Annotated in this window: 24 protein-coding genes; 7 read left to right on the plus strand and 17 right to left on the minus strand. The window is 59.6% G+C overall.

Going from position 1 to position 21,462, the window contains the following annotated elements; all coding sequences use genetic code 11:
- Positions 1 to 73: 73 nt before the first annotated feature.
- Positions 74 to 643, minus strand: a complete 570-nt coding sequence (locus L901_RS05280) for a GNAT family N-acetyltransferase (protein ID WP_035220162.1) — start codon at positions 641 to 643, stop codon at positions 74 to 76.
- A 296-nt stretch (positions 644 to 939) separates the two neighbouring features.
- Here L901_RS05280 and L901_RS05285 point away from each other — a divergent pair, with 296 nt between their 5' ends.
- Positions 940 to 1,932 (plus strand): glutathione S-transferase family protein, encoded by a 993-nt coding sequence (locus tag L901_RS05285; RefSeq protein ID WP_059754152.1) that lies wholly within the window; start codon positions 940 to 942, stop codon positions 1,930 to 1,932.
- 16 nt (positions 1,933 to 1,948) lie between these two features.
- On the opposite strand, the gene L901_RS05290 is transcribed toward L901_RS05285, so the two are convergent.
- Positions 1,949 to 2,440, minus strand: coding sequence for an NUDIX domain-containing protein (locus L901_RS05290; RefSeq protein ID WP_059754155.1), 492 nt, complete (start codon positions 2,438 to 2,440; stop codon positions 1,949 to 1,951).
- 66 nt (positions 2,441 to 2,506) lie between these two features.
- On the opposite strand from L901_RS05290, the gene L901_RS05295 reads away from it, so the two are divergent.
- Positions 2,507 to 3,457 carry a metallophosphoesterase gene (locus L901_RS05295; protein ID WP_059754158.1) on the plus strand — a complete coding sequence of 317 codons (951 nt, stop codon included), beginning with the start codon at positions 2,507 to 2,509 and terminating at the stop codon, positions 3,455 to 3,457.
- A gap of 42 nt (positions 3,458 to 3,499) precedes the next feature.
- Here the strand turns inward: L901_RS05295 and leuA are convergent, their stop codons facing one another.
- From leuA to L901_RS05315, 4 genes are all read right to left on the minus strand, one after another.
- The gene (leuA, locus tag L901_RS05300) at positions 3,500 to 5,209 is read right to left on the minus strand and encodes a 2-isopropylmalate synthase (RefSeq protein WP_059754160.1); all 1,710 of its coding nucleotides are present in this window, start codon (positions 5,207 to 5,209) and stop codon (positions 3,500 to 3,502) included.
- A 318-nt stretch (positions 5,210 to 5,527) separates the two neighbouring features.
- Positions 5,528 to 5,770, minus strand: coding sequence for a type II toxin-antitoxin system BrnA family antitoxin (gene brnA, locus L901_RS05305; RefSeq protein WP_082710481.1), 243 nt, complete (start codon positions 5,768 to 5,770; stop codon positions 5,528 to 5,530).
- A complete protein-coding gene (locus tag L901_RS05310; RefSeq protein WP_059754163.1) occupies positions 5,751 to 6,020 on the minus strand; it encodes a BrnT family toxin in 270 nt (89 codons plus the stop codon). Before L901_RS05310 ends, brnA begins: the two co-directional genes overlap by 20 nt.
- A gap of 34 nt (positions 6,021 to 6,054) precedes the next feature.
- A complete protein-coding gene (locus tag L901_RS05315) occupies positions 6,055 to 7,233 on the minus strand; it encodes a benzoate/H(+) symporter BenE family transporter (RefSeq protein ID WP_059754164.1) in 1,179 nt (392 codons plus the stop codon).
- Positions 7,234 to 7,510: 277 nt separating this feature from the next.
- Between L901_RS05315 and L901_RS05320 the strand changes: the two genes are divergently transcribed.
- The gene (locus L901_RS05320; RefSeq protein WP_059754168.1) at positions 7,511 to 8,593 is read left to right on the plus strand and encodes an esterase-like activity of phytase family protein; all 1,083 of its coding nucleotides are present in this window, start codon (positions 7,511 to 7,513) and stop codon (positions 8,591 to 8,593) included.
- 63 nt (positions 8,594 to 8,656) lie between these two features.
- Here the strand turns inward: L901_RS05320 and L901_RS05325 are convergent, their stop codons facing one another.
- Both L901_RS05325 and L901_RS05330 read right to left on the minus strand, forming a co-directional pair.
- The gene (locus L901_RS05325; RefSeq protein ID WP_059754170.1) at positions 8,657 to 9,301 is read right to left on the minus strand and encodes an NrsF family protein; all 645 of its coding nucleotides are present in this window, start codon (positions 9,299 to 9,301) and stop codon (positions 8,657 to 8,659) included.
- The gene (locus L901_RS05330; protein WP_120357025.1) at positions 9,298 to 9,846 is read right to left on the minus strand and encodes a sigma-70 family RNA polymerase sigma factor; all 549 of its coding nucleotides are present in this window, start codon (positions 9,844 to 9,846) and stop codon (positions 9,298 to 9,300) included. Before L901_RS05330 ends, L901_RS05325 begins: the two co-directional genes overlap by 4 nt.
- A 185-nt stretch (positions 9,847 to 10,031) precedes the next feature.
- On the opposite strand from L901_RS05330, the gene L901_RS05335 reads away from it, so the two are divergent.
- A complete protein-coding gene (locus L901_RS05335; protein ID WP_059754173.1) occupies positions 10,032 to 10,301 on the plus strand; it encodes a pentapeptide MXKDX repeat protein in 270 nt (89 codons plus the stop codon).
- A gap of 72 nt (positions 10,302 to 10,373) precedes the next feature.
- Here the strand turns inward: L901_RS05335 and L901_RS05340 are convergent, their stop codons facing one another.
- A complete protein-coding gene (locus L901_RS05340; RefSeq protein ID WP_003523060.1) occupies positions 10,374 to 10,955 on the minus strand; it encodes an ATP-dependent Clp protease proteolytic subunit in 582 nt (193 codons plus the stop codon).
- 236 nt (positions 10,956 to 11,191) lie between these two features.
- On the opposite strand from L901_RS05340, the gene L901_RS05345 reads away from it, so the two are divergent.
- Positions 11,192 to 11,782 carry a HupE/UreJ family protein gene (locus L901_RS05345; RefSeq protein WP_059754176.1) on the plus strand — a complete coding sequence of 197 codons (591 nt, stop codon included), beginning with the start codon at positions 11,192 to 11,194 and terminating at the stop codon, positions 11,780 to 11,782.
- A gap of 100 nt (positions 11,783 to 11,882) precedes the next feature.
- The gene (locus L901_RS05350; protein ID WP_059754178.1) at positions 11,883 to 12,614 is read left to right on the plus strand and encodes a DUF2076 domain-containing protein; all 732 of its coding nucleotides are present in this window, start codon (positions 11,883 to 11,885) and stop codon (positions 12,612 to 12,614) included.
- Positions 12,615 to 12,638: 24 nt separating this feature from the next.
- Here L901_RS05350 and queF read toward each other — a convergent pair whose 3' ends face one another.
- From queF to L901_RS05370, 4 genes are all read right to left on the minus strand, one after another.
- The gene (gene queF / locus L901_RS05355) at positions 12,639 to 13,103 is read right to left on the minus strand and encodes a preQ(1) synthase (RefSeq protein WP_059754181.1); all 465 of its coding nucleotides are present in this window, start codon (positions 13,101 to 13,103) and stop codon (positions 12,639 to 12,641) included.
- Positions 13,104 to 13,119: 16 nt separating this feature from the next.
- Entirely contained in the window at positions 13,120 to 14,016 is an 897-nt protein-coding gene (locus L901_RS05360) for a cation diffusion facilitator family transporter (RefSeq protein WP_371259705.1), read from the minus strand.
- Between the two features lie 173 nt (positions 14,017 to 14,189).
- Complete coding sequence (locus L901_RS05365; protein WP_059754187.1) at positions 14,190 to 14,591, minus strand: glyoxalase superfamily protein; 402 nt, start codon at positions 14,589 to 14,591, stop codon at positions 14,190 to 14,192.
- A gap of 68 nt (positions 14,592 to 14,659) precedes the next feature.
- A complete protein-coding gene (locus L901_RS05370; RefSeq protein WP_059754190.1) occupies positions 14,660 to 15,766 on the minus strand; it encodes a branched-chain amino acid ABC transporter substrate-binding protein in 1,107 nt (368 codons plus the stop codon).
- A 284-nt stretch (positions 15,767 to 16,050) separates the two neighbouring features.
- Between L901_RS05370 and L901_RS05375 the strand changes: the two genes are divergently transcribed.
- Entirely contained in the window at positions 16,051 to 17,226 is a 1,176-nt protein-coding gene (locus tag L901_RS05375; protein WP_059754192.1) for a DUF3095 domain-containing protein, read from the plus strand.
- 131 nt (positions 17,227 to 17,357) lie between these two features.
- Here the strand turns inward: L901_RS05375 and L901_RS05380 are convergent, their stop codons facing one another.
- The 4 genes from L901_RS05380 to L901_RS05395 form a co-directional block, all read right to left on the minus strand.
- Entirely contained in the window at positions 17,358 to 17,678 is a 321-nt protein-coding gene (locus L901_RS05380) for a helix-turn-helix transcriptional regulator (RefSeq protein ID WP_003524068.1), read from the minus strand.
- A gap of 540 nt (positions 17,679 to 18,218) precedes the next feature.
- Positions 18,219 to 19,265: a choline ABC transporter ATP-binding protein gene (gene choV, locus L901_RS05385; RefSeq protein WP_059754195.1), complete on the minus strand. Its 1,047-nt coding sequence runs from the start codon at positions 19,263 to 19,265 to the stop codon at positions 18,219 to 18,221.
- Positions 19,262 to 20,113 (minus strand): choline ABC transporter permease subunit, encoded by an 852-nt coding sequence (choW, locus tag L901_RS05390; RefSeq protein ID WP_059754593.1) that lies wholly within the window; start codon positions 20,111 to 20,113, stop codon positions 19,262 to 19,264. The genes choV and choW overlap by 4 nt, the downstream gene beginning before the upstream one ends.
- Before the next feature lie 285 nt (positions 20,114 to 20,398).
- Complete coding sequence (locus tag L901_RS05395) at positions 20,399 to 21,301, minus strand: choline ABC transporter substrate-binding protein (RefSeq protein ID WP_371259706.1); 903 nt, start codon at positions 21,299 to 21,301, stop codon at positions 20,399 to 20,401.
- Between the last annotated feature and the right edge of the window lie 161 nt (positions 21,302 to 21,462).

The following is a 21,462-nucleotide window of genomic DNA, read 5'->3' on the forward strand; positions in this document are numbered from 1 at the left end:
GATTCCGGCTCAAGGCCGGAATGACGGGGGTTTTATGTTGCGCTAAAAAGCACAAAGCCCTTGCGATACCCCCTCAGCCGTAAACCCTGAGCGGCTCCTCAAAACCCTCATCTTCCGCCGTGGCGGCCGGCATCACGGCCTCGCATTTGCGCCAGCCGATCTTGCCCTTCAGCCGCTGATGCACGTCGTCGCCAATCGGCACCACCAGCACCCTGTTCGGGTCCACCGGTCCCGGAAAATCGAGCGCCGCATAAGCGACCTTCTCGAAACCGAGCGGCATGTAATAGGGCGGATCGCCGATCAGGATCACCGCTTCGGAGCCCTTCCGCCGGGCGGCGGCAATGGCGATCCGGACGAGCTCCCGGCCGATGCCCTTGTTCTTGTGCGAGGGCCGAACCGCAAGCGGCCCGAGCATATGGCCCTTCACCCCGCCCGCCAGAACCGGCGTCATGCGCACCGAAGCAATGGTTTCGCCATCGTCGGCGCAGACAAAGGACAGCGACCGGTCATGCGGCCCCTGCTCGCGGATGCGCGCTGCCGCACGGGTGTGCCGGCCGGGACCGAATGCTTCTTCGTTGATGACGTCGATGATGGCGTCGTGCGACGCGTCCTCGGTGAGGTAGACAAGATCGTGCTTGGACATGAAGAGACCGAAACTTCCAGAATGCGGATGCGACAATAGATGACGGCTGCGCCGGTAAGGGCGTTCAGGAGCGTCAGCGTCGTCGGAGCATCCGTGGTTCGATCATAGTCAGCAATTTCCTCAGATTTGTGAAAATTGCAGTTATCAGGAAAATTCCCACCCGTCCAGAACAAATCTCTGCGCTATCCCATTCAGTTTCCACAGGACCGGAAACGCATTGTTCAACGCCTTGCGGGTTCGCGGGAGAGTGCAGAACGGTTAGGATCGCTCAAAAGGAAACAATCAAGGAGATCGTCATGGGCATGCTGGTGGAAGGCGTATGGAAAGACGTCTGGTATGACACCAAGGAAACCAAGGGGCACTTCAAGCGCAGCGCCTCGCAATTCCGCAACTGGATCGCAGCGGATGGCGCACCCGGCCCTTCCGGAGAAGGCGGGTTCGAGGCCGAAAAGGATCGTTACCACCTCTATGTCTCTTTCGCCTGCCCTTGGGCGCACCGCACCCTGATTTTCCGCAAGCTGAAAAAGCTGGAGGACCTGATTTCCGTCTCCGTCGTCGATCCGCTGATGCTGGAAAACGGCTGGGAATTCAAGCCTGAGGGTGAGCGCACGCCGGGCGCGACCGAGGATCACCTCTTCGGCTCCTCCACACTCTGGCAGGTCTACACCAGGGCGGACCCCAAATATTCGGGGCGAGTCACCGTTCCCGTCCTGTGGGACAAAAAACGCGGCACCATCGTCTCTAATGAATCGGCGGAAATCATCCGCATGTTCAATTCCGCCTTCAACGATCTCACCGGCTCGCAGGCCGATTATTATCCCGAAGCGCTGCGCGCCGAGATCGATGCACTGAACGACGTGATCTACGACACTGTCAATAACGGCGTCTACAAGGCCGGTTTCGCCACCACGCAGGATGCTTATCAACAGAATGCCGTGAAGGTGTTCGAAACGCTGGATATGCTGGAGGACCGCCTGAAGGACCGGCGTTTCCTGTTCGGTTCAGAACAGACGGAAGCGGACTGGCGCCTGTTCACGACGATGGTGCGGTTCGACCCCGTCTATGTCGGCCATTTCAAATGCAATATCCGCCGCATTCACGACTATCCGCATCTGACGGGTTATTTGCGCGATCTTTACCAGACGCCCGGCGTGCCAGACACGGTGGATATGCGCCACATCAAGGAGCATTATTACCGCAGCCACCGCACCATCAACCCGACCGGCATCGTGCCCGTCGGCCCGGAACTGGACCTGACAATGGCCCATGGCCGCGAGGCGCTCTCCTGACGGAGAGCCGCCGCCGTTACCAGTGGTCGGCGAGCGCCGCTTCGCCGGCAAGTTCGGCAAGGCGACGGCGGGTGGCGGCCGTCACCCCTTCCGGCAGCTCCGACAGGTCGAAAAAGCCGCTTTCGGCAATTTCATGATCGGGATTTTTCGGTTTGGTCTGGGTGACATCAAGCCGGTACAGCGCCACGTGGTCGCGATTGCTGCCTTCCAGATTGAGATAGACATGGAAAAGCTCCGGCCTGGAGGCCGCTTCGAGATTGCCTTCCTCGCGGATTTCCTTGTGCAGCGCCATCAGCAGGGTTTCGCCACGTTCTACCCCGCCGCCTGGCAGATACCAGCCCGGAAGATAGGTGTGCCGCACGAGAAAAATCCTGCCCTTTTCATCGAAACAGGCCGCACGCACGCCAAGGGTTGCGCCGCGCGTGAACAGAAAAACGAAATGCAGAAAGCGGATGAAGACACGCATATGGAACGGACGGGCCTGCCGCCCGGTTGTTTCGTCATTCACCCTGGTTTCTCCCCGCCTGCCGGCTTTTATTGGACGCGCGGCATATCATAGGTTATCTCTGCCGCCATGTTCAAACTTGCGCATATTTCAGACGTCCATTTGGGGCCACTGCCAAAACTCACTTTCCGGGAACTTGCATCCAAGCGTATCACCGGTTTTGTCAACTGGCACCGCAACCGCCGCAAGCATCTCTTCACCGATACGCTGGAAAAACTGCTCGACGATCTGGAGACAAAGTCACCGGATCATCTGGCTATTACCGGCGATCTCGTCAATCTTGCGACCGGCATTGAAATCCGCGCCGCCGCCGACTGGCTGGAGGAAGTGGGCGATCCCGAAAAAACCTCCGTCGTTCCCGGCAATCACGACGCCTATGTGTCCGGCGCGCACGACAAGGCCATGCAGGCCTGGTACCCTTATGTGCGTGGCGATGGCGATCCGCTGGAATGGGACGACGACCGCAAGATTTTTCCCTATATGCGCGTGCGCGGCCCGGTCGCACTGATCGGCTGCTCCACCTCGATTGCGACGCCGCCCTTTTCGGCAACCGGCTACTTCGGCAACAGGCAGGCCCGCGCCACGGCGGAGCTTTTGAAAAAAGCCGGGGAACAGGGGCTATTCCGCGTGGTGATGATCCATCATCCGCCGATCCGGGGCGCCGCCCCCACCCACAAGCGCATGATCGGCATCCGCCGTTTCGCTGCGGCGCTGGGCGTCGGCGGAGCGGAACTCGTGCTGCATGGCCATACCCATCTCAACACGGTTTACTGGCTGAACACCCACCACGGGGAAGACCATATCCCGGTCGTGGGCATTTCCTCCGCCAGCCAGGGACCGGGCGGTGAAAAACCGCGCGCGGCCTATAATCTCTTCCATATTTCCGGTGGCCCCGGCACCTGGAATGTCGCCTGTGAGCGCCACAGCCTCAATGAGACGGGAACGGGTGTGGCGCTGGAGGATGTGCGGGTGTTTTATGAAAACGGGCGGCCGCTGGGGTTTTCGCTGCTGGGGGAGTAGAGTCCGGGGCGGTGGGTGGAGTTCACCCCCCTCAAACCAAGCTTACTTCGCCCGCTCTTCCAGCACCCGATTGGCCGCCGAAACAATCGCCTCCAGCGACGCCGCCACGATATTCGTATTGACGCCTGCCCCGAACAGCTTGCCGCCCGGATGCTCCATCTCGACATAGGCGATGGCCGAAGCGTTCGAGCCATGCTGCAGCGAATGCTCGGAATAGTCATTCACCGACAGGTCGATGCCGAGATAGACCGACAGCGCATTGATGAACCCGTCGATCGGACCGGTGCCCTTGCCCTCGATACGCTTCACCTCGCCATTATCGGTGATTTCGGCAGCCACGATGCGCACGCCCTTGAAATCGCCCGCCGGATAGGTGTGGTGATCGACGAACTTGATGCGCGCATTCGGCTGCGTCACGTAACGCTCGATAAAGCGCTCGTAGATGCGCTTGGCCGGCAGTTCCACGCCCTCTTCATCGGTGATGCGCTGGATATCCTCGCGGAATTCCACCTGCAGGTTGCGCGGCAGGTTGATGCCGTAATCCTGCTGCAGAATATAGGCGATGCCGCCCTTGCCGGATTGCGAGTTGATGCGGATGATCGCCTCATAGGAGCGGCCGACATCCTTCGGGTCGATCGGCAGATAGGGCACTTCCCAGACGGGATGGTTGGCGACCTTGATCGCCTTCATGCCCTTGTTGATCGCATCCTGATGCGAGCCGGAGAAGGCGGTGTAGACCAGTTCGCCGACATAAGGGTGGCGCTCGGGGATCGTCATCTCGTTGGAATATTCGTAGACATCCTTGATGCGCTCGATATCGCGGCAATCCAGTTCAGGGTCCACACCCTGCGTATACATGTTCAGCGCCAGCGTCACTACGTCGACGTTACCCGTGCGTTCGCCATTGCCGAACAACGTGCCTTCGACGCGGTCAGCACCCGCCATCAGGCCCAGCTCGGTCGCCGCAATGCCCGTGCCGCGGTCATTATGCGGATGCAGGGAGATGATGACGTTTTCACGATTGTCGATGTTGCGGCACATCCATTCGATCTGGTCGGCATAGATGTTCGGTGTCGCCATTTCCACCGTCGACGGCAGGTTCAGGATCAGCTTGTTGTCGGCCGTCGGTTTCACCACCTCGACCACGGCGTTGCAGATTTCCAGCGCCACTTCCAGCTCGGTGCCGGTAAAGCTCTCAGGCGAATATTCGAAGCGGTAGCCGCCGCCGGCCTTCGCCGCCATGTCGGTGATCATCTTGGCCGCATCGACGGCAATCTGCTTGATGCCGTGCACATCCTTGCCGAACACCACGCGGCGCTGCAATTCCGAGGTGGAATTGTAGAAATGGATGATCGGCTTGTTGGCGCCCTGCAGCGCCTCGAAGGTGCGGGTGATCAGCTCCGGGCGGCACTGCACCAGCACCTGCAGGGAAACATCGTCAGGCACATTGCCCTCTTCCACGCACCAGCGGGCGAAATCGAAGTCCGTCTGCGAGGCGGAAGGGAAACCGATCTCGATTTCCTTGAAGCCCATTTCGAGCAGCAGCTTGAACATGCGGGCCTTGCGGTCGTGACCCATGGGGTTGACCAGCGACTGGTTGCCGTCGCGCAGGTCCACCGAACACCAGATCGGGGCCTTGTCGATGGTCTTGCCCGGCCATGTGCGGTCGGGGATATTGATGGTCGGGTAAGGGCGATACTTCACGCTCGCGTCAGCCATGCCCTTGGAAATATTAGTGATCTTGCCGTCCATTTCGCTTCCTCCTTGCGCAGTCCGCGGGCGTCTTTCGCCATCGGCGGATGCGCGACCCTTCAGGGCCTAAATCCAGTATAAAATGAGATTTCGAGATGAGGAGCGTTTGCACCAGCGGGCTTTCGGCCGCCGGGCGCTCCTCACTGGACCCGGCAACCGCGTGTAAGGTCGAGGCTAAGAAGCGAGAGTGCACCGCACGGCGAGGCCTTCGCAGAAATCTGCGCGCTCATGCCAAAAATGGTTGCGATGCTGTTGCTCATGGCGATGTGTATAAACAGCGGCCGGCGGTCTGACAAGTGATCTTGTGCTGTGCGCCGGTTATTTTCCCGGCCTGCCGCTCTCCAGCCTTTCGGCGATCCATTCAGCCATCAGGGATTGACGTGTCCTTCCAAGGCGCGCCGCTTCCGCATCCACTCTCCGCAAAAGCTTTTCAGGCAGATCGATATCGACATGCACCATTTCCAGTCCAGGACGGCTTGCCTTGGACCAGTCGAGATAATCGTCGATGTCTTCACCGTCGTCGAATTTCCTGTCAAATTCTTCAGCGCTGATCGTCTTCATAACGCTGCCTTTCCTTGTCTCTGGAACGCCTGACGGAGATGATACGCAACCGGTCATTTCTGTAAGTATAAATGGCGCTCCAGCACTTTCCGCGTAACTGGGCGACCATAATATACCGCTCTTCCGACGTGGTTTCGAGAGGAACGACGAGTCTTTTCTCGTCCAGCCAAAGCGCTCTTGCCTCGACGAAATCTATTCCGTGTTTGTCTTTGTTACTTTCACTTTTGGTGGGATCGAATTCGAAATCCATAAATAATATTTCTTTAAAACAATAAGCTCCCTATCTAACCACGCTTGACCACCCGCTGCAACGCCATCATCAGCCCCCCACCGATCAAGCCCCAGAAGGCTCCGGAAATGCCGCCGAAGGAAAGGCCGGAGGCCGTGATGAGGAAAGTGATGGCCGCCGCCTCACGGGTTTCCGGCTCCCTGAAGGCTGCGACCGCAGAGCCGGAAAAGGCGCCGACCAGTGCCAGCCCCGCCACCGCCTGGATGAGAATGGGCGGCGCCAGCGCCACGAAGGCGGTGACCACGCCCGCCAACAGGCCGAAAATAATATAGCCGACACCGCCGATGATCGCCGCCCAGTAACGCCTCTTTGGATCAGGATGGGCGTCCTCGCCCGCGCACATGGCCGCCGTAATCGCCGCTAGATTGACGGCATGGCCGCCAAAGGGTGCGGAAAGCAGCGAGAAAAAGCCGGTCGAAGCGAAAAGCGGCCCGGGCTGCGGATCGTAATGATTGACCTTCAGCACCGCGATGCCGGGAATATTCTGCGAGGCCATGGTGACGATGAAGAGCGGCAGCGCGATAGAAACAACCGCGTGGAGACTGAAGACGGGCGTTACCCATTCCATTGGCGGCGTCAGCGATTGCGCCACGCTGTCCAGTGCACCCGCCGGAATTTCGACGCCGAAAATCATCACCAGCACGAAGGCGGCAAGGGCGGCGGGCACGGCGAACAGCCGTTTAAAGGCTCCCACCACGATCCAGGCGAGGATGATGGGCAATCCGAGCGCCGGGTTGAAGCCTATCGCCTTGATCGGCGCGAAACACAGACCGATGATGACGCCGGAGAGCATGGCATTGGCAAGCGGCGCGGGAATGGAGGCGACCGCCTTTCCCAGCGGCCTGAACAGGCCGGCGATGATGATCAAAATGGCGCAGATGATGAACCCGCCGACGGCCGCCGAAAAGCCGCCCTCAATGACGCCGGTGGTCGCAAGCAACGCCGCACCCGGCGTCGACCATGCGATGCTGATGGGTAGCCGGGTGGCGGCGGAGAGAATAATGGCGCAAAGCCCCATCGCCACCGAAAGCGCCATCAGCCCCGACGCCGCCTCGAAATCCGTCGCACCGACAGCTTTCAGGCCCTGCAGCACGACGGCGAAGGAGCTGGCGAAACCGACAAAGGCGGTGAGGCAGCCCATGAACAGGCTCTGGACGGAAAAATCTTTCAGCATGAAGCACTCTGCGGCCTGCGGCCTGTCGCAAACAACCGCAGCGGTCCGCATTGGCGACAGGCAGAAACAAAACTGAAGCGTGACGCGCGAATCCGGGGATGGCGACACGCTTTGGATGAAGCGTGATTATATTCAGGATCAAAAAAGACGCGGCTTGGCAAGATGAGCCGCCAGACTTCAGGTACGGCGGCATGGAAAACGTCATCAAAGTTTAGCGGCACGGCGCTAATCCTCCCTGCGTCACAACCGGTCATCCGCCACAAGAGGGACCCTCGCCATGCTCCGCATCGTCACTATCGTCGCCTGCTGTTTTGCGGCTCTGCCGGCAGCGGCCCAGACCCCGCCGCCGCCGGCCTTTCTCGGCCAGATCGTCGTTCCATCGGGCCTCTCCATCGATGGCGTCACCTTCGGCGGCATTTCCGACCTCGCCTTTGACAGCGAAACCGGGCGTTATCTCGCAATTTCCGATGACCGCGTGGAAAAAGGGCCGGCCCGTTATTACGAGCTGGAGCTGGCCGTGACGGAAGGCGCCGCCACGCTCAACATCGCCGCCACGCACGAATTGAAGGACGAGACCGGCGCTGCTTTTGCGCCGAAGGGCATCGATGCGGAAGGCATCGCGCTCGACCGCAAGGGCGGCAAGCTCTACTGGTCCTCCGAACGCGACCTGAAGAACCAGCCGGCGCTCTACGTCTCGGGTCTCGACGGCAGCAATGTGAAGCGGCTGGAACTGCCAAACGCCTATCTCGTCGATGACGCCAAGACCAGGGGCGTTCAGAACAACCTCGCTTTCGAAGGCCTGACGCTGATGCCCGGTCGGCTGATCGCCGCCACCGAAAATGCGCTCACCCAGGACGGCCCCAAGGCGACCCCGCAGGCGGGCAGCCCGGCCCGTATCCTCGTCATCGACACGGCGACGCTGAAACCGGTCGCCGAGCATGTCTATGTCACCGAGCCTATCTCGAAGACGCCGACGGCCGCCGAGCCGAAATATAACGACAACGGCCTTTCCGCCATCGCGGCCCTGCCGGATGGCCGTTTCGTCGCTGTCGAGCGCAATTTCGCCTCCGGCGTCGGCAATCACATCCGCTTCTTCATCGCCGACATGTCCCGCGCCGACAATATTCTCGGCAAGGACAAGATCGATCCCGCATCCGTGGCCGCCGTATCCAAATCGGCCTGGTTTGAAATCAACGAAGGCGATTTCGGTCTCGATATCGACAATATCGAAAGCTTCGCCTTCGGCCCGGTGGTGGATGGCAAGCAGCTCTTCGTCATCGCTTCCGATGACAATTTCAACACGGGCAAGCAGTTCACCCAGTTTGCGGCATTCGCAATTCCCGCCAATCTGGGTCAGTGAAATCCGCATGAAGCAGAATGCCGGCTCTGGACCATGTCCGGGCCGGCATCGGCAATCTTGCCTTCACCAGCGGAGCAGACGTGAACCGGCAAAAGCGCCGATGATGCCGGTCACCAAGATGCCCAGCGAGTACCAGATCAACACGAAAGCCATGCCGTTTTCGGTGCAGAACCACGAATAGACCCACGCCCCGGCCGCACCCGCGGCGATGCCCGCGGCAAAACCCGCAAGCGTGGGATCAGCGGGAGCCGAACGCTTGAGAGCCGCGAAATTTGCGATAAACAGCGGCAGCGCGAAAGCAACGATCAAAAACGGGCAATGCAGCGCCGACGATCCGATAATGAGGGTCCTGTAGGTGCCAGGCACGGCAAATCCAAGCTGGACGAGCGCGATGACCGCCATGGCGACAAAAATCACCGCAAGCCACGCAAACAGGCCACCCCTGTCGCCCTCCGGCCGCGCAAGACGCATGACGGCAAAAAATGCGGCCACGGCCAGCAGGGTATTATAGGCGGATTTGACCCAGAAACCCGGCTCGGTCATGGCGTCATTCATATCGCTGCGAAGCCCCAGAATGACGACCATCAGCAGCAGCGAAACGCCGAGCGCGGGCAAGGCCACGAACGCCAGCCTCCGCTCCAGCGCAAAAGCTCGTACGGGTTTCAGATCGCCCGCCAGTTGATCGATGATGTCTTCCGTCTTCCTCACGTGTCCCCCCGCAACTTTGCCGCCAGGACTTTCAGCGTTCTGTGAATACCGACCCTCGCCGCAAGCTCGGTCTGGCCGGATTTTTGCGCCGCTTCGGCAATTGAGTGACCTTCGAGCTTCACCCTTCGAATGAGATCCCGTTGCCGTTCCGGCAACTCATCAAGCAGCCGCTCCACATCCATGCGGGCCGTGACCGCATCGACGGACGGTTCCGCCTCCAGCGTTTCATCGAGTTCCACTTCCGCCAGCAGGCGCGCACCCCGACCCCGATAGTGATCGATGAGCTTGTAGCGCGCTATCGAAAAGAACCAGGCCGTGAAGGGTCGCGCACGGTCATAGGTCTCCCGCTTGGCGTGAAGCGACAACAGGGTTTCCTGCACAAGATCTTCGACATCGCCTCTGGCGGCGGCAGCCATGCGCCGGCCGTAATAGGCGATCAGCAGCCGTCTCAGGGCATGAAGCAAATGCCTGTAGGCGCCTTCGTCCCCATCGAGGGAACGCAGCATCAGCATTTTCAGTGTTTCTTCCGAAGGGCTGCCTGTCATCGTCACTATCGGGTTATTCGCAATCGGCAGGATATTGTTACATAGTGGCTTTAAAAAAATCTCGTCCGAACTTGTCGTCACAAGCGCGTGAAGATGTAACAGCCGGCCGTTCCCGGCCGAATGGACAATCGTGAGCCCCGGCACGATGCCGGCGGACATTCAACGACGTCCAGAGGAGACCCTTCATGACCCGCATTTTCACCGCCATTGCCGCCGCTTCCCTTCTGTCCGCTCTTTCCTTCGCAGGCATCGCCCATTCCGACAGCATGAAAACCGATACGATGAAGAAGGATACCATGCATAACGACACCATGAAGACGGAGACAATGAAAAAGGATGGCATGTCCATGGCCGGCAAGAAGGCCAGCAAGAAGGATTGCATGGACAAGGCCGGCATGGAAATGGACAAGATGAAAAAGGCCGACATGATGAAGGCCTGCGACATGATGAAGTAACACCGGCCTGAAAGGAAAAAGCCCGCACCGGTTTTCACCGATACGGGCTTTCTCAACTGAAAAATCGAAAAGTCAGAGTTCCGACTGGCTCTCGACGATCTTGCCGACGAGGCCGTAATCCTTGGCCTCTTCCGCGCCGAGCCAGTAATCGCGATCGATATCCTTGGCGATCTTTTCTTCGCTCTGGCCGGTGGCCTTGGAGAAGATTTTGATCAGGCGCTGGTTCATCTTGATGATTTCGCGCGCCTGGATTTCGATGTCGGACGCCATGCCGCGCGTACCGCCGGAGGGTTGGTGCAGCAGGAAGCGGGTGTTCGGCAGGCAGAGGCGGCGTTCCTTTGGCACCGAAACGTAAATCAGCGCGCCGGCGGAAGCGACCCAGCCCGTGCCGATGATATAGACCTTCGGCTTGATGAACTTGATCATGTCGTGGATGGAATCACCCGATTCGACATGGCCGCCCGGCGAATTGACGTAAACGCGAATGTCATCGTCGCTGGCGGCGGCGAGAGCCACGAGCTGCGTGCAGACCTTCTGCGCCAGTTCCTGCGTGATGCCACCATAGATGAAGATCGAACGCGACTTGAAAAGATTCGCTTCCGTTTCCTTGCCGATCGGCAGTTCCTTGCTCTTGTCGTCTTCGTCTTCGTTCATCAACGGCTCTCTCCAGCAAAATTCGTGCATGCCCTTCGGACATAGTGCGACTTGTTACGTAAGGCAATGAGAGAAAAAGGCAAGGTTTGCCCGCCAACAATAAACAGCACCCCCGGCAGATGACGCATGGACAGCTAGTCGGCCTTCGCGATATCGTTGACGCCTCATTGCAGCGCCGCCTGCCACGGGAAGCCCCAAGATTCCGTTGCGGACGGCCATAATTTAAAGAGGGAACCATGCTGAAAAGACTAAGCCTCACTGCCGCCGCACTGGGCGTTACCGCCCTGCCCGCTTTCGCCCATCTGAACCCGGAAGAACACGGCTCCTTCATGGCCGGTGTCTCCCACCCCTTCTTTGGTGCGGACCACATTCTGGCGATGGTGGCCGTCGGCATCTGGGCCTCGCAGATCGCCGTGGCGCAGGGCGACCGCAAGGCCCTGTGGATCGTGCCTTCTGCCTTCGTCGGCACCATGGCCGCCGGCTTCCTGATGGCGGTTTACGGCATCGGGCTTCCCTTCGTTGAACCGGCCATTCTCGCCTCCGTCATCGGTCTCGGCCTGCTCGTTGCCATGGCGGCAAGGCTTCCGACAGCAGCCGCTGCTGCCGTGGTCGGCGCTTTCGCCCTTTTCCACGGCCACGCCCATGGCGGGGAACTCGGCAGCGCTGGCGCATGGCAATTCGGCATCGGCTTCATGATCGCCACCGCCATCCTGCATGCGGCCGGCATCGCGCTCGGCCTCGGCATTGCCCGTTTCGGTTCGGTAGCCAGCCGCACGGTTGGCGCGTTGACGGCGATTGCGGGTCTCTCGCTCGCCTTCGGCGGTTGACGATCATTACCGAAATTTAAAATTCGGACCGCTTTGAAAAGCCGGAATTGAGGCCTACCTCCTTATCGTGGATTTTCGCTTCACGGTAAGGAGGCATCATATGTCACCGGAAGAAAGCCAGCTTCTCAAGGCCCTGTTCGACAGGACCAGAACCGCATCCGCCAGCCCGCGTGACCGCGAGGCGGAAACATTGATCGCAGACGCCGTGCGCGATCAGCCCGCAGCCCCCTATTATCTCGCCCAGGCGGTGATCGTTCAGGAAAAGGGTCTGGAGGCGGCGGCAGCCCATATCAAGCAGCTCGAAGACCGTATCCACGCGCTGGAAAGCGGCAACGGCGCCCCGCAGGGCGGCTTTCTGAGTTCTATCTTCGGCACCGGCCAGTCACAGCCGCCAGCGCCGACACCCGCCCCTGCCCCGCAAACCTCATGGCGCAACGATACCGCCGGCCAGACGGCCGGTCCCTGGGGATCGCCCGCCGATCAGCAATCCGGCGGCCCCTGGAGCCAGCAGCCCGGCGCATTCGGGCGTTCTTCCGGCGGTGGTTTTCTGCAGGGTGCGCTTGGGACCGCTGCGGGTGTCGCCGGCGGCATGTTGCTCGCCAATTCGCTGAGCGGTATTTTCGGCAGCCACATGTCGTCGCTCGGCCTTGGCTCGCCCTTCGGCGGTGGCAATGCCGCGGGTAACGCGCCTGTCGAGGAAACCGTCATCAATAATTATTACGGCGACAACGCCAGCCCCCAGAACAACGACGACGACGATATCCAGCAGGCCGATGACGACAGCGCCGACGACGCGGATTTCGATTCAGGCGACGACGGTTCGTTCGCCTGAACCTTTAATCTCGTAGAAGCCGGATCAGCCGCGACCGCGATAGGTGGGAACGCCCTGATCCGGCAGCCATACGCCCTCGGGCGCCGGTCCGGTCTGCCAGAAGACGTCGATCGGAATGCCGCCGCGCGGATACCAGTAAGCGCCGATGCGCAGCCATTTCGGCTGTAACAGGTCCACCAGCCGCCTGGCGATATAGACCGAGCAATCCTCGTGGAATGCACCGTGGTTGCGGAAGGATTGCAGGAACAGCTTCAGCGACTTTGATTCCACCAGAAAATCGCCCGGAATATAGTCGATGACGATATGGGCGAAATCCGGCTGGCCGGTCATCGGGCAAAGCGAGGTGAATTCGGGTGCGGTGAAGCGCACCACGTAATCGGTGCCGGCATTGCCGTTCGGCACCTTTTCGAGAACGGCCTTTTCCGGGCTCTCTGGCGTATCGACCTTCGTGCCCAGCTGCGACAGGCCGGAAACATCCGTCACGGACATGGAAAACTCCTGTTTTTCAAACAATCACTTTGACGCCATGCGCCTTTTCGCCTTCCGGCTCGACGTGAATGGCAAGGCTGGCGCCCGGTATGACGTCCCTTATGGCATCTTCAAGGCGGTCGCAAATATCATGCGCCTCGCGCACCGTCATGACAGCTGGAACCACGACGTGAAAATCGATGAAGGCGGCCGAGCCGGCCCGGCGTGTCCTCAGATCGTGTACGCCAATGACGCCGCCGCAATGTTCGGCGATGGCCTTCTTGATCGCCTCGTCCTCTTCCGGCTCCACGGCCCGGTCCATCAGCCCGCCAAGCGAATGCAGAATGACCTTGGATCCCTGGAACAGGATGTTGATGGCCACCAGGATGGCGAGCAGCGGATCGAGAATGGCATAACCCGTCAGCAGCGCCAGAACGAGGCCGACGAGAACGCCTGCCGAGGTCACGACATCGGACATGATGTGATGGCCGTCAGCGGCCAGCGCCGGTGAGGCGTGTCTTTTGCCGACACGGATCAGGATCGTCGCCCAGATGGCGTTGATGACGCCCGCCGCCGCATTGATGGCAAGACCAAGGGCCGGCGCTTCCGGCAGCCTCGGGTTGAAAAGACCGCCCCAGGCCTCCTGCACGATCAGCAGCGCGGCAACGACGATCAGCACACCCTCCACGACGGCGGAAATATATTCCGCCTTGTGGTGGCCGAACTGGTGGTCGTCATCGGCGGGCTTCTGCGCGTAACGAATGACGAAATAGGCGATGAAGGCCGCGACCACGTTGACGGTCGATTCCAGACCGTCGGATAAAAGCGCGACCGAGCCCGTGACCCACCAGGCCACGAGCTTGAGGCCCAGCACGCCGAAAGAAAGCGGAATGCTCCAGAATGCCAGTTTGCGGACCAGCGCCCCGGCCTGCATATTGCCTTCACTGTTCATTTTTGCCCCCGTGCGGATGCGAACGAATTGCATGACCGATTGCCAAAACGCACGAACCGCGCGCACGGGGTCTCCGTGCGCGCGGTTCGCTGTTTGCGCGTTCTATCGTTCAAACGGAGAACAAGGTCAAGGGCCTTGCGCACAGGCCCAAAACATCACTCTTCGCTTTTCTGCTCGCAGAAACGAATGCGGTTGCCGAACGGATCGGTCACTTCCATCACATCGCCCCATGGCAGTTCTTCAACACCCGGCTTCAAGAAGCGATAGTCTTTCGCCGCCAGTTCCTGTTGATAGGCGTGAACGCCGTGCATGGTGGCGAAGATGTTGGAGCCCGGCGTCGCATCGCCGTGATGGCCGCTGAGGTGAAGCCCCATTCCGGCCCGTGAAACCTGCATGTAAAGCGGGAAATTATCGCCGAAGCGATGTTCCCAGTCGATCTCGAAACCGAGAAAATCGACATAGAACTCCCGCGCCTTGGCCTCGTCGAAGATTCTGACGATCGGGAATATCCGCCCGAAGCCGATGTCTCCAACAGTCTGTTTCCCGGCATCGCCCATACTGCCCCAACCCCTTTTCCGTCCGTAAAACGATACCGGCCGCACGAGGTGCGGCCGGTAGGATCAGCTTATTCGGCTGCGACGATCTTGCCGTCCTGCCACTTGAACAGCGAGAAGGCCTGCGAGGTCAGGTCGCCGTTTTCGCCGTAGGTCACCTTGCCGATTGCGGTCGGGAAAGCGTCGCCGCTTTTCAGGGCCGTGGCGACCGCTTCGGAATCCTTGGCGCTTCCGGCCTTCTCGATGCCGGCCTTCAGCACTTCGACGGCAGCGTAAGCATTGAGCGTGAAGGCTTCCGCCGGAATGTTGGCGGCTTTCAGCGCTTCGGCAGCGGCCCTGGAATCGTCGTTCTTCAGCGCGTCGGAAGCGTTGGTGAAGATCGTGCCTTCGCCAGCCTGCGAACCGATGTTCCAGAACTCGCTGTTCGACAGGCCGTCACCGCCGATGACGGCAGCCTTGGAGCCGATATCCTTCAGCTGGCGCACCAGAAGACCCGCTTCCGGATGGTAACCGCCGAAATAGACGATGTCGGCATTGTCGGACTTCAGACGGGCCGTCAGCGCGCCGAGATCCTTTTCGCCGGGTGTCAGCGCATCGTAGAGAACTTCGGTCACGCCGCCGGCATTCAGCGTGGTCTTGAAGGCGTCCGCCAGACCTTTGCCGTAGGCGCCCTTGTCGTGAATGATGGCGACCTTCTTGTCCTTGAGGTTGGCGAGAACATATTTCGCCGCAACCTCGGCCTGCTGGTCGTCACGACCGCAGGTACGGAAAACGTTGGCAAGGCCACGGTTGGTCAGGCCCGGCGCGGTCGCCGTCGGCGTCACCATCAGCACGCCGTTTTCGGCAAAAACATCCGATGCCGGAATGGCGACGCCGGACGTCACCGGACCGACGACGAAGTGGATGCCTTCGGCAACCAGCTGGTTGGCCGCGGAAACGCCCTGCTTCGGCTCACCGCCGTCATCGGCAAGCTTCAGCACGACCTGTTCGCCGAGGATGCCGCCCTTCTTGTTGATTTCATTGACTGCCGTCTGGGCGCCGTTCTTCACCTGGTCGCCATAGGCGGCGACAGGACCGGTGAGCGGCGCAATCAGGCCGATGACGATCTCGGCATGAGCAAGGGGTGCGAATGCGAAGGACGCTGCAAGCGTCACGCTGGTCAATGTCTTCAGTTTCATCCTGGTGTCTCCTTAAAGGGGGTCGCGGGACCCGGTGAGCGCCATGGGCGCCGACCGAATGAAACTATCGGACGCCTCCCGGCGAAAACTCGTTCCATTTTTGAATTCCGAGCCTTCCACTCAACTCATACGGAAGGTTTGATGATTTATGCAAGTCACTTTGCTGGATTAGCTCTATTCGCGGTAAATCAATCGCCGGATCGGCAGTGATTGCGCCGCCTGAATGGACGCATCGACCTTCCGTAAACGCTTGGCGTTTGGCCGCCGCTGGAGGATAATACGCCATGATCGCAGCAGATGAAGAATTTCTGACGGGCCTGCCCGTCTTCCGGCATTTTGAAGACGTGGCCGACCCGGCGCTTTATCGCGCCCTGCCGCCGGGATGGGGGCTGGCCATCGCCGATATCATCGATTCGACCTCGGCAATCGGCACCGGCCGCTACAAGGCCGTCAACATGGCCGGTGCGGCGGTCATATCGGGCGTATCGAACAGCCTCGGACGTCACGACCTGCCCTTCGTTTTCGGTGGCGATGGCGCCGCCGTCGCGGTGCCACCACAGGGGCTGTCTGTCGCACGCACCGCGCTTTCGAATGTGCAGCGCTGGGTGAAGGACGATCTCGATCTTGCCATGCGCGTGGCGCTGGTTCCCGTCGAGGATATTCGTGAGAATGGCTTCGATATTCGTGTCGCGCGCTTTCAGGCGAGCGAGGATGTTTCCTACGCCATGTTTTCGGGCGGCGGCAACAGTTGGGCGGAAGCGAGGATGAAGGAGGGGCAATATGCCCTGCCCGCAGCCGAAACGGGCGAGCGCCCCGATCTCACCGGTCTTTCATGCCGCTGGAACCCCATTCCGGCCACCCATGGCAAGGTGGTGTCGATCATCGCCGTGCCGGGGCCGTCGCGGGACATGCCGGCATTTCGCCAACTGGTCGTCGATCTTGTCGATCTGGCCGAACAGGACGCAAGACACGGCCACCCCGTGCCGGAAGATGGGCCGAAACTCGGTTTCGTGCGCGAGGGTCTCGGCCTCGAAGCCCGTGCCGGCGCTGCCTATCACGATGTCTGGGGCAAGATGCGCCGCTCGTTTCGCATTCTCGGCGAATCCCTGCTCGTCAATCTCTTGAGCGTGACGGGGCTCTCGTTCGGACCGTTCAATGCGATACGCTACCGGCGTTCGGTCGCGAGCAATACGGATTTCAGGAAATTCGATGACGGCCTGAAGATGACGGTGGATATCGACGCCGCACGGCTCGAAAAAATCCGCGCGCGGCTGGAACAGGGCCGCCTCTCGGGAAGCTGTTATTACGGCCTGCACGAACAGGATGCCGCATTGATGACCTGTATCGTTCCGTCTCCGCTTTCGAGAGACCATATGCATTTCGTGGATGGTGCCGACGGCGGATATGCGGCTGCGGCAAGCCGTCTCAAGCAGCAGATGCAGACTACCGCGCCGGCCTGAAAACCGCGCCAATACGCAGCCCTGATTCCTGTACCGGATGCACCCGCAGCGAAGGCCCCTGAAAAGAAAAACCGGCGTCGTGCGCCGGTTTCAATCGAGTGATGCTGCCGGGCCTTAACAGGGCCTTGGGATCACGCAGCGGTCTTGCTGCTCTTCTGCGCCTGGCAGTAAATTTCCTCGAGGGAGGCGAGGATCTTTTTCACGGATTCAGAATTGCTGGAATAGTAGATGGTCTGCGCATCCCGTCGTGTCTTCACCAGCCGCTGGGCACGCAATTTCGAAAGATGCTGCGAGAGAGCGGACTGGCTGAGACCAACCTGTGAAGCGAGAACACCAACCGGCACTTCCGTATCCACCAGCGTGCACAAGATCATCAGGCGCTTGGGATTCGCCATGGCTGAGAGCAAGTCTGCAGCGGCGATGCTATGTTCCGACAGAGATTGGTTATCCATACGCTCAAGTCTCCTGATGACAGTCGAAAAAGACGGTCATGGTGGCTATTATAGGTGTTCCAAAAGGTGTTTTTATAATTCAGTCGATACGTTGTATATACCTAAATCTTGCTTATATCGTGTCCCTTTCAAAGACTATTCTTCACCGGTTATTTACTTAAAATATTGTGACCAAATTATCAGCTTTTTGCCTGTTTTTTGTCAATTTGATGATAAACATATGTATTAGCGGCAGTATTTATAAGCAATAAACGATCAAAAGTTGAGCGCCGAAATCTTGTTACCCAATGCCGGATTTTGAGGCTGCAATCTATTACCACCTTAAATTTAGCAGCGAGCTAAAGAATCTAGATTAACTTTGCGCAATTTTCTCTAAGTTTGCAATATGATTTTTATTAGTAATTATTTTCATGCATAACTTGTGATATCAAAAATATTCTTTGCTACCGTGGGAAGGTATAACTTGCTCCGCAAAGATCATCTGGAAACAGAAAAAGGGCCCTCCATGGAAGGCCCTTTCTTTTTCAGACAGGCGAATCACTATTTTCTGCGGTGACGCGTCAGCCCCGCCACGACTTCATCGGCGGAAATCGTGCCGACGATCGCACCGTTGTCGACGACGCCGATCGCGCCGGAATGTTTTGACAGCGCATCGAGAATATCGATCAGCGGCGATGACGGGCGGGCGGTGGCGGCGACTGTCATCTGCCCGTTGCGTTCGTCCACCCCGCGCTTCATCACATCGGCGGCCGTCAGCATGGAGATCGGGTTCATGTTCTGCACGAAATCCGCGACATAGGGCGTGGCTGGCTGCTTGACGATCTGCTGCGGCGTTCCGCACTGGATGATGCGTCCACCCTCCATCATGGCGATGCGGTTGCCGATGCGGAAGGCCTCGTCCAGATCGTGGCTGACGAAGAGAATCGTTTTCTTCAGCCGGCTCTGGAACTCCAGAAGCTCGTCCTGCAGGCGGCTTCTGATGAGAGGGTCGAGCGCCGAGAACGGTTCGTCCATCAACAGGATCGGCGCGCCGGTGGCAAAGGCTCTCGCCAGCCCCACACGCTGCTGCATGCCGCCGGAAAGCTCTCCCACCTTGCGGTCAGCCCAGGCGGAGAGATTGACCAGTTCAAGCTGCTCGGCCACCATGCGCTTGCGCTCGGCTTCCGGCACGCCGGAAAGCTCAAGCCCGAAGCCGACATTATCGGCCACATTGCGCCAGGGCAGAAGGCCGAATTGCTGGAAGACCATGGAGACCGTGTGCATGCGCAGGTCGCGCAGCGCTTTCGCCGTCGAGCGATAGGGATCGACATAGCCGGTTTTGGTCTTCACGCCGACATTGCCACGCACCACGGGCGCAAGCCCGTTGACGGCCCTGAGCAGGGTCGACTTGCCCGAACCGGAAAGCCCCATGAGCACGAGTATCTCGCCCTCGCTGACCGAGAGCGAGGCATTGGCGACACCGAGAACCAGTCCGGTTTCGGCGTTGATCTCGTCACGCGTGCTACCCTTGTCGATCAGCGGCAGCGCCGCATCGGGCCGGTCGCCGAAAACGATATCGACATTTCCGAAGATGATGGCGTCACTCATAGATCATCCTCCGCGCCGGGAAGGCGGAAAAGCCGGTCGAGAACGATCGCCAGTATGACGATGCACAGTCCCGCTTCGAAGCCCATGGCGATGTTGACGGTGTTCAGGGCGCGCACCACGGGTACGCCGAGACCATTGGCGCCGACGAGGGCGGAAATGACCACCATCGACAGCGACAGCATGATCGTCTGGGTAAGGCCAGCCATGATCTGCGGCGCGGCGAAGGGAAGCTCCACCTTTCGTAATACTTGCGACGGCGTCGCGCCAAAGGCGACGGCCGCCTCCACCAGCGCCGGCGGCGTCGACACGATGCCGAGGCGAGTGAGCCGCACGGGAGCCGGAATAGCGAAGATGACGGTGGCGATGAGCCCCGGAACCATGCCGAGACCGAACAGCACCAGCGCCGGGATGAGATAAACGAAGGTGGGGATGGTCTGCATCAGGTCCAGCACCGGGCGCATGCCGGCATAGATCCATTTGCGCCGCGCCGCCAATATGCCGAGCGGTATGCCGATGATCATGCACACGGCGCTGGCGGCGATGACGAGCGCCAGCGTTTCTGTCGTCGCCTTCCAGTAGCCCAGATTGATGATGAGCAGCAGGCCGAGCGCCGTGAAGACCGGCATGCCGACGGAGCGGCGCGTCCAGGCGGAAAGCGCCGTCAGGATGGCCACGATGATGAGCGGATGCGGCGCCTGCAGCACATAAAGCAGGGCGTTGATGACGCTTTGGAAAATGAAGGAAAGCCAATCGAAGAAAAAAGCGAGATTGCCGGTCAGCCAGTCAATGGCCTCCTTGGCATATCGGCCGACGGGCAGGCGGTTTTCAGGAGCGCTGAGCCATTCCACGGTAAGAAAAGACCTTTCGTGAACTAAAACAATTCCGGCAAAAGTGCAGAGCGGTTTTGCGTCCGGAATTGCGCAGACAACAAAGAAATAGAGCATCGTCATCCCGTTTCACCGGGATTGCTCCAATGCAGAAATGACGGCCGGCAGCGAAACTGCCGGACGCGGTGCTGGCGCATGACCTTCAATGTCTGAAAATTCACAGGCAAGGTCATGCATGGGCATCGTTATTTCCCGCTGATCCGGCCTGCCGCGCAGGCCGGATGCAGTCATGCATCGTCTTGCGGCTTAGAGGCCGAGAGCCTTCTTGGCGGCAGGCAGGGCGTCGGCGCTGCCGTCCTTGGTCTTGACGTTGGCGAGCCAGGGCTCGATCGCCGTCGGATTGGCCTTCAGCCAGGCGGTTGCAGCCGCCTCGCCCTCAAGGCCGTCATTCAGGATCTTGCCCATGATCTCGTTTTCCATGGGCAGGGAAAATTGCAGGTTCTTGAGGAAGGCGCCGACATTCGGGCACTCCTCGACGTAACCCTTGCGGACATTGGTATGGATCGTCGCGCCGCCGAGATTGGGGCCGAAGACCTCGTCGCCGCCGGTCAGATAGGTCAGCTTGAAATTCGCATTCATGGGATGCGGTTCCCAGCCGAGGAAGACGATGGGCTCACCGGATTTTTCAGCGCGGGCCACCTGGGAGAGCATGCCCTGTTCGGACGACTCGACCACCTCGAATGACTTCAGACCGAAACTGTCCTTGGCCACCATGTCGAGAATCAGGCGATTGCCGTCATTGCCCGGCTCGATGCCATAGATCTTGCCGCCGAGATCGGCGCTGTGGGCGGCGATGTCCTTGAAATCCTTGATGCCGAGTTCGGCGCCCTTGGCGTTGGTCGCCAGCGTGTATTTCGCGCCGGTCAGGTTTTCCCGCAGCGTCTCCACGGATTTGTCTTCGCGGTAGGGCGCGATATCGCCTTCCATGGTCGGCATCCAGTTGCCGAGGAAGACGTCGATGTCCTTGTTTTTCAGGGATGTGTAGGTAACGGGTACGGAGAGAAGCTTGACGTCGGTTTCATAGCCAAGGCTTTTCAGAAGCACGGTGGCGGTGGCCGTCGTGGCGGTGATGTCGGTCCAGCCCACATCGGAAAAGCGCACTGTGCCACAGCTTGCCGGTTCCGCAGCACCGGCCGCACTGAACGTCATGGAGGAGATTGCTGCGGCCAAGGCCAGACAGCGGCTTCTATTTGCAAACATATGGCTTGCTCCCTGTTTTTTCGTTCCCTTGCCATTATCAATATCTGCCGGACACAATCAACTCGCGCGCATTTGCGTGCTTTGGCGCACCGTTTGCGACAAAATCGTGA

The organism is Agrobacterium sp. D14, from assembly GCF_001526505.1.
In the GTDB taxonomy this organism is placed as follows: domain Bacteria; phylum Pseudomonadota; class Alphaproteobacteria; order Rhizobiales; family Rhizobiaceae; genus Agrobacterium; species Agrobacterium leguminum.

Coding starts and splice junctions, on each gene's coding strand:
- L901_RS05375 (WP_059754192.1), top strand. CDS start 16,051: ATGATCGCAGCAGATGAAGAATTTCTGACGGGCCTGCCCGTCTTCCGG.
- L901_RS05285 (WP_059754152.1), top strand. CDS start 940: ATGGGCATGCTGGTGGAAGGCGTATGGAAAGACGTCTGGTATGACACC.
- L901_RS05320 (WP_059754168.1), top strand. CDS start 7,511: ATGCTCCGCATCGTCACTATCGTCGCCTGCTGTTTTGCGGCTCTGCCG.
- L901_RS05360 (WP_371259705.1), bottom strand. CDS start 14,016: ATGCAGGCCGGGGCGCTGGTCCGCAAACTGGCATTCTGGAGCATTCCG.
- L901_RS05280 (WP_035220162.1), bottom strand. CDS start 643: ATGTCCAAGCACGATCTTGTCTACCTCACCGAGGACGCGTCGCACGAC.
- L901_RS05315 (WP_059754164.1), bottom strand. CDS start 7,233: ATGCTGAAAGATTTTTCCGTCCAGAGCCTGTTCATGGGCTGCCTCACC.
- L901_RS05335 (WP_059754173.1), top strand. CDS start 10,032: ATGACCCGCATTTTCACCGCCATTGCCGCCGCTTCCCTTCTGTCCGCT.
- queF (WP_059754181.1), bottom strand. CDS start 13,103: ATGTCCGTGACGGATGTTTCCGGCCTGTCGCAGCTGGGCACGAAGGTC.
- L901_RS05365 (WP_059754187.1), bottom strand. CDS start 14,591: ATGGGCGATGCCGGGAAACAGACTGTTGGAGACATCGGCTTCGGGCGG.
- L901_RS05380 (WP_003524068.1), bottom strand. CDS start 17,678: ATGGATAACCAATCTCTGTCGGAACATAGCATCGCCGCTGCAGACTTG.
- choV (WP_059754195.1), bottom strand. CDS start 19,265: ATGAGTGACGCCATCATCTTCGGAAATGTCGATATCGTTTTCGGCGAC.
- L901_RS05370 (WP_059754190.1), bottom strand. CDS start 15,766: ATGAAACTGAAGACATTGACCAGCGTGACGCTTGCAGCGTCCTTCGCA.
- L901_RS05330 (WP_120357025.1), bottom strand. CDS start 9,846: ATGACAGGCAGCCCTTCGGAAGAAACACTGAAAATGCTGATGCTGCGT.
- brnA (WP_082710481.1), bottom strand. CDS start 5,770: ATGAAGACGATCAGCGCTGAAGAATTTGACAGGAAATTCGACGACGGT.
- leuA (WP_059754160.1), bottom strand. CDS start 5,209: ATGGACGGCAAGATCACTAATATTTCCAAGGGCATGGCTGACGCGAGC.
- L901_RS05295 (WP_059754158.1), top strand. CDS start 2,507: ATGTTCAAACTTGCGCATATTTCAGACGTCCATTTGGGGCCACTGCCA.
- L901_RS05345 (WP_059754176.1), top strand. CDS start 11,192: ATGCTGAAAAGACTAAGCCTCACTGCCGCCGCACTGGGCGTTACCGCC.
- L901_RS05310 (WP_059754163.1), bottom strand. CDS start 6,020: ATGGATTTCGAATTCGATCCCACCAAAAGTGAAAGTAACAAAGACAAA.
- L901_RS05340 (WP_003523060.1), bottom strand. CDS start 10,955: ATGAACGAAGACGAAGACGACAAGAGCAAGGAACTGCCGATCGGCAAG.
- L901_RS05395 (WP_371259706.1), bottom strand. CDS start 21,301: ATGACGTTCAGTGCGGCCGGTGCTGCGGAACCGGCAAGCTGTGGCACA.
- L901_RS05350 (WP_059754178.1), top strand. CDS start 11,883: ATGTCACCGGAAGAAAGCCAGCTTCTCAAGGCCCTGTTCGACAGGACC.